Source organism: Alistipes sp., from assembly GCF_048465575.1.
Classification (GTDB): Bacteria; Bacteroidota; Bacteroidia; order Bacteroidales; family Rikenellaceae; genus Alistipes.
This window is the reverse complement of the sequence record NZ_DBFWLG010000005.1, coordinates 42245-56074: the sequence shown is the minus strand read 5'-3', so window position 1 is coordinate 56074 and position 13830 is coordinate 42245. Positions and strand designations below refer to the sequence as shown.

Genomic DNA, 13830 nt, shown 5'->3' with positions numbered 1-13830 from the left:
GCGTGACACACCCGCAGGCCCCCTAAACCTTTACATCAATGGATATTACCCTCACAATCCTCGCATTCCTGCTCTCCGTCGCAGGCATTGCAGGCTGCATCATCCCGGCGCTGCCGGGCGTCGTGCTGAGCTATGCCGGACTGCTGTGCGCCTGGTTCACCTCCTATTCGAGCTTGTCGGCCACGGCCATCTGGGTGTGGCTGGCCGTGACGGTCGCCGTGAGCGTGGCGGACTATTTCCTGCCCGCCTGGATGACGCGCCGTTTCGGCGGATCGCGGGCCGGAGCCATCGGCGCCACGGTCGGCGTCTTTGCCGGATTCTTCCTTTTCCCGCCCCTGGGAATCATCCTCGGTCCGTTTTTCGGCGCCGTACTGGGCGAACTGCTCCACGACAAGCGCGACCCGGGAAAAGCCCTGCTGGTCGGCTTCGGCTCGTTCCTTTCGTTCGTGGTCGGCACGGGGCTCAAACTGGCCGCCGCGCTGGGCATGTTCATCCACGTGGTCGCCGACACCTGGACTCCGCTGAAAGGATGGGTGGGAGGACTGTTTTGAACGAATTAAAAATTAAAACGAGGCGCGGATGGGACTTTCCATCCGCGCCTCGTCCGATACCGGCTGCAAGCGGCAGTCAGTAGCGGTAGTGGTCGGCCTTGTAGGGTCCGTCGGGCGTTACTCCGATGTAGTCGGCCTGCTCCTGGGTCAGGCGCGTCAGTTCGACGCCCAGGTTCTCCAGATGCAGGCGCGCAACCTCCTCGTCGAGGTGTTTCGGGAGACGGTAGACGCCTATCTCGTGCTCCTGCTGCCACAGCTCCATCTGCGCGAGGCACTGGTTAGTGAACGAGTTGGACATGACGAACGAGGGGTGTCCGGTGGCACAGCCGAGGTTCACCAGGCGGCCTTCGGCCAGGACGAAGATCGCATGGCCGTCGGGGAAAGTGTACTTGTCCACCTGGGGTTTGATCGTGGTCTTCACCGCGTCCGAGCCGTCGAGCCGGGCCATCTGGATCTCGTTGTCGAAATGGCCGATGTTGCAGACGATGGCCTGGTCGCGCATCCGCCGCATGTGCTCCAGCGTGATGATGTCGCGGTTGCCCGTGCAGGTGACGTAGATGTTGCCCTCGGCGAGCGCGCTCTCGACAGTTCGGACCTCGAAGCCCTCCATCGCGGCCTGCAAGGCGCAGATGGGGTCGATCTCCGTGACGATCACCCGGGCGCCGTACGAGCGCATCGAGCGGGCGCAACCCTTGCCCACGTCGCCGTAGCCGCAGACGACGACCACCTTGCCGGCGATCATCACGTCCGTGGCGCGCTTGATGCCGTCGGCCAGCGATTCGCGGCAGCCGTAGAGGTTGTCGAATTTCGACTTGGTGCACGAGTCGTTGACGTTGATAGCCGGAACGAGCAGTTCGCCCGCCTCCTGCATCCGGTAGAGCCGGTGCACGCCCGTGGTGGTCTCCTCGCTCACGCCGCGCCACTCGGCCACGGTGCGGTGCCATTTGTCCCTGTCCTCGGCCAGAATCCGCTTCAGCGTGTCGAGAATCACCTCCTCCTCGTAGGACGAGGGGGCGTAGTCGAGCGTCGAGGCGTCGTTCTCGGCCTTGTAGCCCTTGTGGATCAGAAGCGTGGCGTCGCCGCCGTCGTCCACGATCAGCTGCGGGCCCTTGCCGCCGCGGAACGAAAGCGCCATGGCCGTACACCACCAGTATTCGGGCAGCGTCTCGCCTTTCCAGGCAAAGACCGGAACGCCCCGCTCGGCGATGGCGGCGGCGGCGTGGTCCTGCGTCGAGAAGATGTTGCACGAGCACCAGCGCACGTCGGCGCCCAGCTCCGTGAGGGTCTCGATCAAGACGGCCGTCTGGATGGTCATGTGCAGCGAACCCATCACGCGCACGCCTTGCAGCGGTTTCCGGGGTCCGTATTTACGCCTTACGGCCATCAGTCCGGGCATTTCGTGCTCGGCGATTTCGATCTCTTTGCGGCCCCACTCGGCCAGCGACAGGTCGGCCACCTTGTAGGGAATGGTTAAGTCCAGGTACATAGATTATCCTATTTTTAGATTCAAGATTTCCTTTTTATCGCTTTCAATTTGCGCGCGCAAGGCCTCGATCGATTCGAACCGCCGTTCGCCGCGGATTTTTCGCAACAGTTCGACGCGCAGGGTTCGCCCGTACAGCGGCTCCGAAAAGTCGAAAATGTGGGTCTCCAGCCGCCGCTCGGCGCCTCCGACCGAGGGGTTGCGCCCCAGGTTGGACATGGCCCGGTAACGGCGCCCCGCCACCTCGGCGCACGAAGCGTAGACCCCGTCCTCTACGGCCAGGTCGTCGGGTACCGACAGGTTGGCCGTGGGAAACCCCAGCTCGCGGCCCAGCCGCCGGCCGTGTTCGACCACCCCCTCGATCACCACCCGTTCCATCAGATTTTCTCAGTGAGTTTACGCACCAGCCGGAACTGGGAGAAGAACTCCTTGGCAAAGACCCGGAGCACGGTATAAGACGGGATGGCCAGCAGCATCCCCAGAATGCCTGCGACCGAGCCCGCGATGAGGATCACGAGGAAAATTTCGAGCGGATGGGCCTTGACGCGCTCCGAATAGAGCGTCGGTTGCAGCACGAAATCGTCCAGCCCCTTGAGGATCAGGAGCGACCCGGCGATCACGAAAGCCGTATGCCCTACGGTCATCCCCTCGATCGGGGTGACGATGCCCACGAAGACCGAGATCACTCCGCCGATCAGGGGACCTGCGTAGGGCACCACGTTCATCACGCCCATGACCAGTCCGATGAAGAGCGCGTCGGCGGCTTTCATGCCGAACGCCATCATCGTGAGCGACACGGCGATCATCAGCAGCAGGCTCTCCGAGAGAATGCCCGTAAAGTAGCGCGCCAGCAGCCGCGTCACCGAATCGAGCGCGCGGGTGATATTTTCGTGGTAGCGCTCGGGGAACATGGCCGTCACCATGGCATAGAAAAGTCCGTCGTCCTTGAGGAAGAAGAACGTGATGAACGAGACGGAGAAGATGGCGATCACCGACGAGAGCGTGATACCCACGATCGACGAAAAGAGCGTGTTGAGCGATTCGAGATTCACCCATTCGCGCATCGACTGGACCAGCGAATCGGAGAGCGAGAACGACTCCTCGGGCATGGCGAAGAGCCTACGCAGGTACTCCTGCGCCCGGTTGACCGGCTCCTCGATGCTGCCCACGACGGTGGCGAAATCGAGGTTCGAGAGTTGGTAGACCTTGTTGAATACCAGCGGCACGAACAGCGAAAAGAGGGTCGAGACGACCACCCAGATCACCACGAGCGTCACCAGCGCCGCCAGCGACCGGGGAACTTTCCAGCCCCGGACATGCACGGCCGAGAGGCGCCTCACGAGCGGAGTGCCGACCACGGCCAGCACTGCCGAAACGAGAATGTAGACGACGATCGCCGAGAAATACCAGACCAGAAAGAGGATGGCCGCGGCAGCAGCCGCGCCCGCGATGAATTTCAGAAAGGTCTGGGGTGTGGTCGTCATGGGGCTACCGGCTGACTTTGCGCAGCCGCGCGATGGGGGTTTGCGAACCCACGACCGGATCGCCGATTTCGACGAGCAGTTCGCTGTCTTTGGGGATGAGCACGTCGACCCGCGACCCGAATTTGATGAAGCCCGCGACGCTGTTCTGCTCGACCTTTTCGCCTACTTTCATGTAGGAGATGATGCGGCGCGCAATCAGCCCCGCGATCTGACGGAACAACACTTTTTGCCCCGAGGGCATTTTCACCACGGTGGTCGTGCGCTCGTTTTCGGTCGAGGATTTGGGGTGCCACGCCACCAGGAAACGGCCCGGATGGTATTTGAAATACTCCACCACGCCGCCTACGGGAACCCAGTTCATGTGGACGTTCGTAATGGACATGAAGATCGAAATCTGAAGCATCTCCCCGTGGAGGTATTCGTTCTCGGAGACCACCTCCGTGACGACCACGCGGCCGTCGCAGGGCGAAAAGACCAGGTCGGCGTCGTGGATGCGCACGCGGCGCGGCTCGCGGAAGAATGCCACGATGAAGAACCAGAACAAGAGGAGGAAGAGGGCGCTCACCCACAGCAGCGAGACGTTCGAGTCGCTGACCAACAGGTGGTAGAACAGCCACCAGATCAACAGGCAGACGGCACCCGAGATGCCGATGATTTTGTAGCCTTCCTTGTTAATTCTCATACTATCTTTGAGGTTTGCAGTTTACATCACCAGAAGCATATAGACGAAGACGAACGGTGCGGAGAGCAGCATGGCGTCGAACCGGTCGAGCACGCCGCCGTGCCCGGGAATCAGCGCCCCCGAATCCTTCACCGCGGCCGAACGCTTGAACATCGACTCGGCCAGATCGCCCAGCACGCCCGTCACGGCCGCCACAAACGCCAGTCCGCCCCAGGCCCACAGGCTGTCGTCCATGAGGTGCCCGGCCGCCAGGCCGACGGCTACGGCACCGACCAGGCCGCCGAAGAATCCCTCCCACGACTTTTTGGGCGAGAGCCGTTCGAACAGTTTGTGCCGGCCTACGGACATGCCGACCAGGTAGGCGAAGACGTCGTTGGCCCAGATGATAAAAACGTAAGCAATCATTACCCACGGGTTCCAGGCCTCGCTCGTGATGATCGGAAAGTAGCACATGAGCGCCAGCGGCAGTGCCACGTAGAAGATGCCCGCCAGGGTCAGGCCGATGTTGGCGGCCGGGTTTTCGCGCTTGCGGTAGAGTTCGCAGACGAACATCGTCGGAACCAGCAATAGCAGAAAGGCCATGCCCGCGCCGAACATCCGGCTTCCGGAGCCCAATACAGGTATGTCGTCCGACACGAATGCGAAATTGAGCGCCAGCAGCACCACTCCGGCCACCAGGCCGACCGTTCGCTGCGGGGCGTGCTCCCCGTTCGAGACCAGGGCATAGAATTCGAGCATGCCGCCGACGGTCAGCGCCGCCAGCAGCAGGCCGAACGTCCATTGCGACCAGATGATCGCTCCCAGCATCAAGGCGGCCAGCACCGCACCGCTCAGCGAGCGCACCACGAGGTTCTTCATTTTTTCACTCATTCCTTACAGGCAGTTTGGGGTAGGTTATTCGGGTTTGGCGGAAGCCGCGGCAGTCGGCTCGGCCGGATCGGCTGGCCCGGCGGGTTCGATCACCGGTCCGGCAGCGGGGGCCGATTCCGCCCCGGGCTCGGGTTCTGGTTTTTTAAGGGCCGGTTCCGAAGCCGCGCTCCGCTCGGCCTTTTCCAGCGCTTCGGCCTCCTCGCGGAGGGTTTTGGCCTCGGCTTCGCGGCGTTCGCGCTCGACATCTTTCTTGCGCTTGCCGAAGATGCGCTCGACGTCCTCCGTGAAGACCACCTCGCGCGTAAGGAGCAGCTCGGCCAGCTCTTTCAGCCCGTCGGCATGCTCGCGCAGCACCTGCTCGGCCATGCGGTAGGCCTCTTCGAGCACCCGCTTGGTCTCGGAGTCGATCTGCTGGGCCGTCAGTTCGGAGTAGGGTTTGGTGAAAGCCATGTCGCTCTGGCCCGTCGAGTCATAGTAAGAAAGCGTGCCCACGGCCTCGCTCATGCCGTAGTAGGCCACCATGGCGTAGGCCATTTTGGTCACCCGCTCCAAGTCGTTCAGCGCACCGGTAGAAACTTGCCCGAACGTGAGCTGCTCCGAGACGCGGCCGCCGAGCGTGGCGGCCAGTTCGTCCATCATCTGCTCGCGCGTGGTAATCTGCCGCTCTTCGGGCAGGTACCAGGCCGCGCCGAGCGCCTTGCCGCGCGGGATGATCGTCACCTTGATCAGAGGACTGGCGTTTTCGAGAATCCAGCTCACGGTGGCGTGGCCCGCCTCGTGGTAGGCGATCACGCGCTTCTCCTCGTCGGTGATGATCTTGTTCTTGCGCTCCAGACCGCCGATGATGCGGTCGATGGCCGCCAAAAAATCCTCTTTCGAAATGAATTTCTTGTTGTGCCGCGCGGCGATCAGGGCCGCCTCGTTGCAGACGTTGGCGATGTCGGCGCCCGAAAATCCGGGTGTCTGACGCGCCAGGAACGAGCGGTCGAGCTCGGGGTCGAGTTTCAGCGGCCGCAGGTGGACGTTGAAAATCTCCTCGCGCTCCTTGACGTCCGGCAGGCCAACCTCGATCTGGCGGTCGAAGCGGCCGGCACGCATCAGCGCCTTGTCCAGAATGTCGGCCCGGTTGGTGGCGGCCAGCACGATCACGCCCGCGTTGGTCTGGAAGCCGTCCATCTCCGTAAGCAGCTGGTTAAGTGTATTTTCGCGCTCGTCGTTCCCGGAGAATCCGGCGTTCTTCCCACGTGCGCGGCCGATGGCGTCGATCTCGTCGATGAAGACGATGCAGGGCGCTTTCTGCTTGGCCTGCTCGAAGAGGTCGCGCACGCGCGAAGCCCCCACACCGACGAACATCTCGACGAAATCCGAACCCGAGATGGAGAGGAACGGCACGTTGGCTTCACCTGCCACGGCCTTGGCCAGCAGGGTCTTGCCCGTTCCCGGAGGGCCTACCAGCAGCGCGCCCTTGGGTATTTTGGCACCCAACTCGCGGTATTTGTCGGCTTTCTTGAGAAAATCGACGATCTCCATGATTTCGACCTTGGCCTCCTCGAGCCCCGCCACATCCTTGAACGTCACGCGCCGCGAGTTGTCCTTGTCGAAGACCTGCGCCTTGGCCTTGCCCACGTTCATGATGCCGCCTCCGCCGCCGGCACCGCCGCCGCGCGACATGGAGCGCATGACGAAGAACCAGACCCCGATGATGAGCACCCACGGCAGCAGGTTGATCAGAAGCGACGTCCAGTCGTTGGTCTTGTTCTCGTAGGTCACCGGCACCGCGTGGCCCGACTGCACCTCGGCCGCCTGCAAATCCTCGCGGAACGCATCCACCGAGGGGATGGTGAACGTCAGCTGCACCCCCGTCTGGGGCAGGCGGCGGAAACGCTTGTCGACCGTATCCCGGCGGTAGCGATTGCCGGCCTCCTCCGTGAGAAAGACCTCGGCGCGGTCGCGGTTGACGATCTGGATCTTCTCCACGTCGCCCCGCTCGACCATCTCCTTCACCGTGTCCCAGTTGCTCGGCAGCGGGGTGTCGTTGACATCCCCGAAGACGTACCAGCCGATGATGAACGCGCCTATCAGCCCGTAGATCCACAGCATCGAGGGCCGCGGCATGTTCATATTCATCTTATTCCTGTTCTTGCTTTGTTTGGCCATATCTGAAATTACTCTTCGTATTCGTACCGTTCGATCGGGGCGTCGGCCCACAGCTCTTCGAGTTTGTAGAACTCGCGCAGCTCGGTCTGGAAAATGTGGACCACCACGTCCACGTAGTCCATGGCGATCCACAGACCCGTCTGCTGGCCCTCGATGCGCCACACTTTCTCACCCAGCTCATCGAGCACCTTTTCCTCGATGCCCGCGGCGATGGCGCCCACCTGCGTCGTGGAATCGGCATGGCAGACCACGAACCTGCCGCAGATGGCTCCGTCGAAACCCGAGAGGTCTAACGATACAATATTCTTACCCTTTTTATCTGCGATCGCGCTGACGATCGTCTCTATGAGTTTATCCATAAGTTTCCAATGCGTATCTATAACCTTGCAAAGGTACGAAATAGAATTAAGAATCAAAAATTAAGATTCAAAATCAAGAAAATCGAACAGGGAGCACACGCTCAGCAACGTTTTCTTCCCGTATGTTTTGTTTCCAAACGTTTTATAATTATATTTGCGTACACACCAATTCAAATTCAGTATGAAAAAGATCTTTGCACTCTGCCTGGCCGGCGCGCTCGCACTGGCCGCCACCGCCTGCGACGAGGACGACAAGGGGGGGGGGAATCCCGGTAAGATGACCGTCGACGGTCGGACCGAAGAGGTAAAAAGCGTATTGTATGTCTATGTCGAAGCCTCGGACGAAGATTTCGACGAAAACGCAGTCGTTCTCTGTCTGTTCAGGGATGTCGTCACGGAAATACCCGAGGACCCCGATTTCGCCATCTCCATCGAGATGACGGAATCGCTCTTCGGCAAAACCATCGACCTGACCGAACCCGTCGGCAAAAATTCCTACCTGTTCCTTACAGGAGTAAACGATAACTACCACCTCAATATCGATTTCTCCGGCAGCATGATCGACACTTTCGGCGATGCCACGGTGACGGGCGGAACCCTGCTCGTGACCCGCAGCAGCGGCGATTTCACCGTCAAATTCTCCGTAACGCTCTCCGACGGCGGTTCGGCATCCGCCGACTGGAAAGGAAAAGCGACGAAAGTGGTGTTACCCGAATAAGCACACGTCATATTACAGCACGCCCGGCAGGAAGACTGCCGGGCGTGTTCGTCTCGGAAACGGCGGCGCTCAATCCTTGGCCGCCGGAACGTTGGCCAGGATCGTGTCGGTCAGCGCGCGGATGATCGAACTCTTGACATAGGTGCGGCGTACGGCGATGGCGATCTTGCGCGAGGTGGCCCCCTTGGAGAGGGGTTTGATCCGGTCGCGGCGGTCGGCGGGAATGTACTCGAGGGCCATTTCGGGAATGATCGTCAGGCACTGCGTGCAGTCGACGATGCGCATCAGCGTGTCGAGCGAACCGGACTCGAACGAAAAGTGGGAGGGCGTCTCGCGCTTGGCCTGGCACAGTTCGATGATCTGGTCGCGCATGCAGTTTCCGGGGCTGAGGATCACCAGGTCCCTCAGGTCGATGTCCTCGATACGGATGTTCGAGCGCTCGTAGAGCGGATTTTCGGGCGAGACGTAGGCATGGAAACGGTCGTTGAACAGCTCCTGCTCCAGAATCCCCTCGCCGCAGGTGCCGCTGGCCACCAGCGCGGCGTCGATGCGGTCTTTTTTGAGCGCCTCGACGATCTGGGAGGTGATCATCTCCGAGATTTCCAATTCGACCTTGGGAAAGTCGCGCACGAACGCGGGGATGAACTTGTGCAGCAGGTAGGGCGCGATGGTCGGAATGACGCCCAGCCGCAGCTTCCCGGAGGTCTCGCCCCGCAGTTCGGCCACCGCCTCCTTGATGTAGTTGTAGGCGCGGATCGTCTCGCGGGCCTGCGCGAGCACCACCTCGCCCGCCTCGGTGGGGATCACGGGTTTCTTCGAGCGGTCCAGCAGCACCACGCCCAGCTCCTCCTCGAGCGACTTGACCTGCATCGAAAGCGAGGGCTGCGTGACGAAACAGTGCTCGGCAGCGAGCGAGAAACTGCCGCAGTTGGCCACGGCCAACAGGTATTCGAGTTGGATTATAGTCATAGCATGCGTCTATTTGCGAGGTCAAAAATATAAAAAAAACCGATATTTACCAACTTTATTGGGCCGTACCCGCGCTTTTTTCGTATGTTTGTGACATGAAACCGGAAAGCCGGGAGCGTCCGCAGCCCTTTGATCGGGTCCTGCGGCGTTTCGGGCTGTAAAACAACAGCATATTACTGACATGGGAAAGATCATTCTCACCGGCGACCGGCCCACCGGACGCCTCCACCTGGGGCACTACGTGGGTTCGCTGCGCCGCCGCGTCGAGTTGCAGAACTCGGGCGAATTCGATAAGATATTCATCATGATCGCCGACGCACAGGCGCTCACCGACAACGCCGACAACCCCGAAAAGGTGCGGCAGAACATCATCGAGGTGGCCCTCGACTACCTCTCGGCCGGTCTCGACCCCGCCAAGTCCACCCTTTTCATCCAGTCGCAGATTCCCGAGTTGTGCGAGCTGGCGTTCTACTATATGAACTTGGTCACCGTCCAGCGGTTGCAGCGCAACCCGACGGTCAAGGCCGAGATCACGCTGCGCGGATTCTCCGAAAACGCCGCCGAGGGCGACACGACCCAGCGGCAGGGCATCCCCGTCGGGTTCTTCACCTACCCTATTTCGCAGGCCTCGGACATCACGGCGTTCCGGGCCACGACCGTGCCGGTCGGCGAAGACCAGGAGCCGATGATCGAGCAGACGCGCGAGATCGTCCACAAATTCAACTCCGTATACGGACCCACGCTCGTCGAGCCGGAGATTCTGCTGCCCGACAACGCGGCCTGCCTGCGCCTGCCGGGAACCGACGGCAAGGCCAAAATGTCCAAGTCGCTCGGCAACTGCATCTACCTCTCGGACACGGCCGAAGAGGTGAAAAAGAAAGTCATGGGCATGTACACCGACCCCGACCACCTGCGCGTGGAGGACCCCGGCAAGGTCGAGGGCAACACGGTCTTTACCTACCTGGACGCTTTCTCGCGCCCCGAACACTTTTCCCGCTATCTGCCCGAATACGGCTCGCTGGACGAGCTGAAGGCCCACTACCGCCGCGGGGGGCTGGGCGACGTGAAGGTCAAGCGGCTGCTGATCGCCATCCTCAACGAGACGCTCGACCCCATCCGCGAGCGCCGCCGCTACTACGAAGCCCGCATCGGCGAGGTCTACGACATCCTGCGCGCCGGGTCGGACGAGGCCCGCAGGGCGGCCGCCGCGACGCTCGGCGACGTGCGACGCGCCATGCGGATCGACTATTTCGACGACCGCGAACTGATCGAGGCCCAGGCCCGCCAATACGCCGAAAAGAACCGCGGGTAAGCCATGCAACTGCGCGCCGACCGCATATACCGCGCGTTTCTCCGCCTGACGCGCCGGCTCTCGACCAGCCAGATCATGATGCTGCTGGCCGTGGTCGTGGGCGTTTTGGCCGGGCTGGGCACCTACCTGTTCGAGATGCTGCTCTACGCCATCAAGAGCGGTCTGACGCGCTGGTTCCCCGTGGACAGCGCTCATTTTCTGTTCCTGATCTACCCCGCCGTTGGCATCATCCTGGCCACGCTGTTCGTCAAGTACATCGTCCGCGACAACATCTCCGAGGGGGTCACGCGCGTCCTGTACGCCATGTCAAGCCGCAACTCGCGCATCGCGCGCCACAACTGCTGGACCTCGATCGTGGGCGGCGCCACGACCATCGGCTTCGGCGGCTCGGTCGGCCCCGAGGCCCCCATCGTGCTGACCGGCGCCGCCATCGGCTCGAACGTCGGGCGGCTCGCGCGGCTCAACTACAAGTACACCACGCTTCTGCTCTGCTGCGGCGCGGGTGCGGCCCTGGCGGCCATCTTCAAGGCACCGATCACGGGCGTGGTGTTCGTGCTCGAAATCCTGATGCTCGACATCACAGCAGGGTCGGTCATCCCCCTCCTGATCGCCTCGATCACGGCCACGACCATGGCTTTCATGCTCCGCGGTTTCGACCCGATCCTGGCCGTCACGCTGGCCCCCGAGGATGCGTTCGAATTGTGGCAGATTCCGCTCTTCATCCTCCTGGGCGGCCTGTGCGGACTGATGGCGTGGTATTTCACGTCGATGAACTCCCGCGTGGGCGGCTATTTCAAGCGGCTGGACAGTCAGTACAAAAAATGGATCGCCGGAGGCGCCGTGCTGGGCATCTTGATCTTCATCTTCCCGCCTCTCTACGGCGAGGGCTACGAGGGTTTCACCTCGCTGATGCACGGCAACGCGCAGCAGCTCTTCGACAGCTCGCTCTTCTACCGCTTCCGCGACATCGAGTGGGTGGTGATCCTCTTCATCATCGCCACCATGTTCTTCAAGGTCATCGCCATGGCCTCTACCAACGCCGCGGGCGGCGTGGGCGGAACGTTCGCCCCGTCGTTGTTCGTCGGGGCCTTTACCGGAGCCACGCTGGCGCTGGTGTGCAACGCCCTGTTCGGCTGGAACGTCTCGCTGGTCTCGTTCACGCTGGTGGGCATGGCGGGTGTCATGTCGGGGGTGATGAACGCCCCCCTCACGTCGATCTTCCTGATCGCCGAACTCTCCAACGGCTACGGACTGTTCATCCCGCTGATGATTACGGCCTGCATCTCGTTCGCCGTCAACTACTACCTCGACCCCGACTCGATCTACACCAAGCAGCTCAGGATGCGGGGCGAACTCCTCACGCACGACAAGGACCAGTCGGTCTTCGTCTTTCTGAAGCTCGAAGACCTCATGGAGACCGATTTTCTGCGCATCAAGGAGAATTTCACGCTGGGCGACATCGTGCACATCATCTCGACGGCGCGCCGCAACATCTTCCCCGTGATCGACAATTTCGGGCGCCTCTTGGGCGTCGTGCAGCTCGACGACCTGCGCGAGGACATGTTCAAGCGCGAGAAATACGGACAGCCGATCTCCGACTACATGATCCAGCCGCCCGACCGCATCCTCGAGCATGAAGCCATCCAGAGCATCCTGCCCAAGTTCGAGGACAAGCACACCTGGATGCTGCCCGTCGTCGACCGCGAGAACCGCTACCTGGGGTTCATCTCCAAGTCCCGCATTCTCAACGCCTACCGGCAGCAGCTGGTCAAGATTCAGCAGTAACCGCGAGCACTTGGCCCGCGACAATCGATATGACACCCCCAAACCCTTGCCCCTGGGCCGAGCGGCTCGACTGTGCCGTCACGGTGTGCGACACCCAAGGAGTCGTCGTCTACCAGAATGTTCGCTCGCGCGAGGTGAACGGCGATGTTCGCGGCCGTTCGCTGATCCCCTGCCACAACGGCCGCTCGCAGCAGATCATCCGCCGCCTGCTTAGCGAGGGCGGCAAGAACGTCTATACCATTCAAAAACGTGGAGTGCGCAAACTGATCTACCAGACCGTCTGGCACACCGGGGAGGAAATCCCGGTTTCAGGTGTCGGCCCTGACCGGACCGCCTTTTCCCCGACCGAACAGTTCCGGGCGGCAACCGCTTCCGCGGACACGCACGACGTCTGCGCTATCCGCTCCGGACAAGCAAACCCTGTCGCCGGGGTCGAAGCAGCCGGGCCGAACGCGCACACCCCATCCCGCGGCCCGATCGGCGGACTGGTCGAATTTTCGTTCGAGATTCCCGAAGAGATGCCCCACTACATCCGGGGATAAGTGCGCTTCCGCATTTTCTGTCGTGTTTACTTGCAAAAATGTAAAATATACTTTACATTTGCAGTGAATAACCAATTCGTTTGCACCATGACAAAAAACTGGTTGCTGCCCCGCGGTTTTAAGAAAATCGGCTGGGCAATGCTGATCCCGACCCTCCTGATGGGTCTTTACGTGGCTCTCCACGACATGAACACCTCCTCGCTGCTCGACCTGACGGCCCGTCTCGCCCGGCCGGATACGGTCGGCCGCCTCCAAAGCCTGGACCCGTGGCTGACCGATCTGATCATCATCGGCATCCTCGCCGGGAGCATCTTCGTGACCTGTTCGCGCGAAAGGATCGAAGACGAACTGGTCGCCCGCATCCGGCTCAACTCGCTGCTCACGGCCCTCTATGTCGACTATGCGCTGCTGATCGCGGCCACGCTGGTCTTCTACGACCTCAAGTACCTAAATATTCTGATCTACAACCTGTTCACGCTTCCGCTCCTGTTTCTTATCCTGTATGAACTGAGCCTGTGGCGGTTCAAACGCGCCTCGAAAGATGAAGAATAGAATCCGCGTCGAACGCGCCGAAGAGGGTATGACGCAGCAGCAACTGGCCGATGCCGTGGGCGTGAGCCGCCAGACGGTCCATGCCATCGAGACGGGACGTTTCGTGCCCTCGACCGTGCTGGCACTCAAGATCGCCCGCCGGTTTCGTAAACCCGTCGAGCAGATTTTCCAGCTCGAAGAGGGGGAGTGACCGCTCCCGGCCACCCGCGACCTACCCCATCCCCTGTCCGAGAGGCAAAAAACGTCCGGACCGAACGATAACACAATCCTTTGAATCACAAGCAGCGCCTGTATCCCTGACGAGGATTCAGGCGCTGCTTCCAGCGTCCGCACCGACAAATGGGGTTGTATGCGCCGGAAAAAGCA

15 protein-coding genes are annotated in these 13830 nt (G+C 61.3%); 7 read left to right on the top strand and 8 right to left on the bottom strand.

Going from position 1 to position 13830, the window contains the following annotated elements:
* Positions 1 to 38: 38 nt before the first annotated feature.
* Positions 39 to 551, top strand: a complete 513-nt coding sequence (locus ACMQ11_RS01035) for a DUF456 domain-containing protein (RefSeq protein WP_418990800.1) — start codon at positions 39 to 41, stop codon at positions 549 to 551.
* Between the two features lie 76 nt (positions 552 to 627).
* On the opposite strand, the gene ahcY is transcribed toward ACMQ11_RS01035, so the two are convergent.
* The 7 genes from ahcY to rsfS are packed head-to-tail and all read right to left on the bottom strand — an operon-like array spanning position 628 to position 7586.
* Positions 628 to 2037, bottom strand: a complete 1410-nt coding sequence (ahcY, locus tag ACMQ11_RS01030) for an adenosylhomocysteinase (RefSeq protein WP_418990799.1) — start codon at positions 2035 to 2037, stop codon at positions 628 to 630.
* Between the two features lie 3 nt (positions 2038 to 2040).
* Positions 2041 to 2412: a riboflavin kinase gene (locus ACMQ11_RS01025; protein ID WP_418990798.1), complete on the bottom strand. Its 372-nt coding sequence runs from the start codon at positions 2410 to 2412 to the stop codon at positions 2041 to 2043.
* Entirely contained in the window at positions 2412 to 3518 is a 1107-nt protein-coding gene (locus ACMQ11_RS01020; protein WP_418990797.1) for an AI-2E family transporter, read from the bottom strand. The genes ACMQ11_RS01025 and ACMQ11_RS01020 overlap by 1 nt, the downstream gene beginning before the upstream one ends.
* 4 nt (positions 3519 to 3522) lie before the next feature.
* Positions 3523 to 4200, bottom strand: coding sequence for a phosphatidylserine decarboxylase family protein (locus tag ACMQ11_RS01015; RefSeq protein ID WP_418990796.1), 678 nt, complete (start codon positions 4198 to 4200; stop codon positions 3523 to 3525).
* A gap of 21 nt (positions 4201 to 4221) precedes the next feature.
* Positions 4222 to 5070, bottom strand: a complete 849-nt coding sequence (locus tag ACMQ11_RS01010) for a phosphatidate cytidylyltransferase (protein ID WP_418990795.1) — start codon at positions 5068 to 5070, stop codon at positions 4222 to 4224.
* 24 nt (positions 5071 to 5094) lie between these two features.
* The gene (gene ftsH / locus ACMQ11_RS01005; RefSeq protein ID WP_418990794.1) at positions 5095 to 7197 is read right to left on the bottom strand and encodes an ATP-dependent zinc metalloprotease FtsH; all 2103 of its coding nucleotides are present in this window, start codon (positions 7195 to 7197) and stop codon (positions 5095 to 5097) included.
* A gap of 38 nt (positions 7198 to 7235) precedes the next feature.
* The gene (rsfS, locus tag ACMQ11_RS01000) at positions 7236 to 7586 is read right to left on the bottom strand and encodes a ribosome silencing factor (protein WP_418990793.1); all 351 of its coding nucleotides are present in this window, start codon (positions 7584 to 7586) and stop codon (positions 7236 to 7238) included.
* 181 nt (positions 7587 to 7767) lie between these two features.
* Here rsfS and ACMQ11_RS00995 point away from each other — a divergent pair, with 181 nt between their 5' ends.
* Positions 7768 to 8304, top strand: a complete 537-nt coding sequence (locus ACMQ11_RS00995; RefSeq protein WP_418990792.1) for a hypothetical protein — start codon at positions 7768 to 7770, stop codon at positions 8302 to 8304.
* 69 nt (positions 8305 to 8373) lie between these two features.
* Here the strand turns inward: ACMQ11_RS00995 and ACMQ11_RS00990 are convergent, their stop codons facing one another.
* Positions 8374 to 9273, bottom strand: coding sequence for a hydrogen peroxide-inducible genes activator (locus ACMQ11_RS00990; RefSeq protein WP_418990791.1), 900 nt, complete (start codon positions 9271 to 9273; stop codon positions 8374 to 8376).
* Between the two features lie 181 nt (positions 9274 to 9454).
* Here ACMQ11_RS00990 and trpS point away from each other — a divergent pair, with 181 nt between their 5' ends.
* From trpS to ACMQ11_RS00965, 5 genes are all read left to right on the top strand, one after another.
* The gene (gene trpS, locus ACMQ11_RS00985) at positions 9455 to 10585 is read left to right on the top strand and encodes a tryptophan--tRNA ligase (RefSeq protein WP_418990790.1); all 1131 of its coding nucleotides are present in this window, start codon (positions 9455 to 9457) and stop codon (positions 10583 to 10585) included.
* A gap of 3 nt (positions 10586 to 10588) precedes the next feature.
* The gene (locus tag ACMQ11_RS00980; protein ID WP_418990789.1) at positions 10589 to 12370 is read left to right on the top strand and encodes a chloride channel protein; all 1782 of its coding nucleotides are present in this window, start codon (positions 10589 to 10591) and stop codon (positions 12368 to 12370) included.
* 29 nt (positions 12371 to 12399) lie between these two features.
* Entirely contained in the window at positions 12400 to 12912 is a 513-nt protein-coding gene (locus ACMQ11_RS00975) for a hypothetical protein (protein ID WP_418990788.1), read from the top strand.
* Positions 12913 to 13050: 138 nt separating this feature from the next.
* Entirely contained in the window at positions 13051 to 13464 is a 414-nt protein-coding gene (locus ACMQ11_RS00970) for a hypothetical protein (protein ID WP_418990787.1), read from the top strand.
* Positions 13454 to 13654 carry a helix-turn-helix transcriptional regulator gene (locus ACMQ11_RS00965; RefSeq protein ID WP_418990786.1) on the top strand — a complete coding sequence of 67 codons (201 nt, stop codon included), beginning with the start codon at positions 13454 to 13456 and terminating at the stop codon, positions 13652 to 13654. Before ACMQ11_RS00970 ends, ACMQ11_RS00965 begins: the two co-directional genes overlap by 11 nt.
* The last annotated feature ends 176 nt before the right edge of the window (positions 13655 to 13830 follow it).

Bases quoted from the DNA above. Each gene is read 5' to 3' on its own strand.
- ACMQ11_RS01035 (WP_418990800.1), top strand. From the start codon at position 39: ATGGATATTACCCTCACAATCCTCGCATTCCTGCTCTCCGTCGCAGGC.
- ahcY (WP_418990799.1), bottom strand. From the start codon at position 2,037: ATGTACCTGGACTTAACCATTCCCTACAAGGTGGCCGACCTGTCGCTG.
- ACMQ11_RS01025 (WP_418990798.1), bottom strand. From the start codon at position 2,412: ATGGAACGGGTGGTGATCGAGGGGGTGGTCGAACACGGCCGGCGGCTG.
- ACMQ11_RS01020 (WP_418990797.1), bottom strand. From the start codon at position 3,518: ATGACGACCACACCCCAGACCTTTCTGAAATTCATCGCGGGCGCGGCT.
- ACMQ11_RS01015 (WP_418990796.1), bottom strand. From the start codon at position 4,200: ATGAGAATTAACAAGGAAGGCTACAAAATCATCGGCATCTCGGGTGCC.
- ACMQ11_RS01010 (WP_418990795.1), bottom strand. From the start codon at position 5,070: ATGAGTGAAAAAATGAAGAACCTCGTGGTGCGCTCGCTGAGCGGTGCG.
- ftsH (WP_418990794.1), bottom strand. From the start codon at position 7,197: ATGAATATGAACATGCCGCGGCCCTCGATGCTGTGGATCTACGGGCTG.
- rsfS (WP_418990793.1), bottom strand. From the start codon at position 7,586: ATGGATAAACTCATAGAGACGATCGTCAGCGCGATCGCAGATAAAAAG.
- ACMQ11_RS00995 (WP_418990792.1), top strand. From the start codon at position 7,768: ATGAAAAAGATCTTTGCACTCTGCCTGGCCGGCGCGCTCGCACTGGCC.
- ACMQ11_RS00990 (WP_418990791.1), bottom strand. From the start codon at position 9,273: ATGACTATAATCCAACTCGAATACCTGTTGGCCGTGGCCAACTGCGGC.
- trpS (WP_418990790.1), top strand. From the start codon at position 9,455: ATGGGAAAGATCATTCTCACCGGCGACCGGCCCACCGGACGCCTCCAC.
- ACMQ11_RS00980 (WP_418990789.1), top strand. From the start codon at position 10,589: ATGCAACTGCGCGCCGACCGCATATACCGCGCGTTTCTCCGCCTGACG.
- ACMQ11_RS00975 (WP_418990788.1), top strand. From the start codon at position 12,400: ATGACACCCCCAAACCCTTGCCCCTGGGCCGAGCGGCTCGACTGTGCC.
- ACMQ11_RS00970 (WP_418990787.1), top strand. From the start codon at position 13,051: ATGCTGATCCCGACCCTCCTGATGGGTCTTTACGTGGCTCTCCACGAC.
- ACMQ11_RS00965 (WP_418990786.1), top strand. From the start codon at position 13,454: ATGAAGAATAGAATCCGCGTCGAACGCGCCGAAGAGGGTATGACGCAG.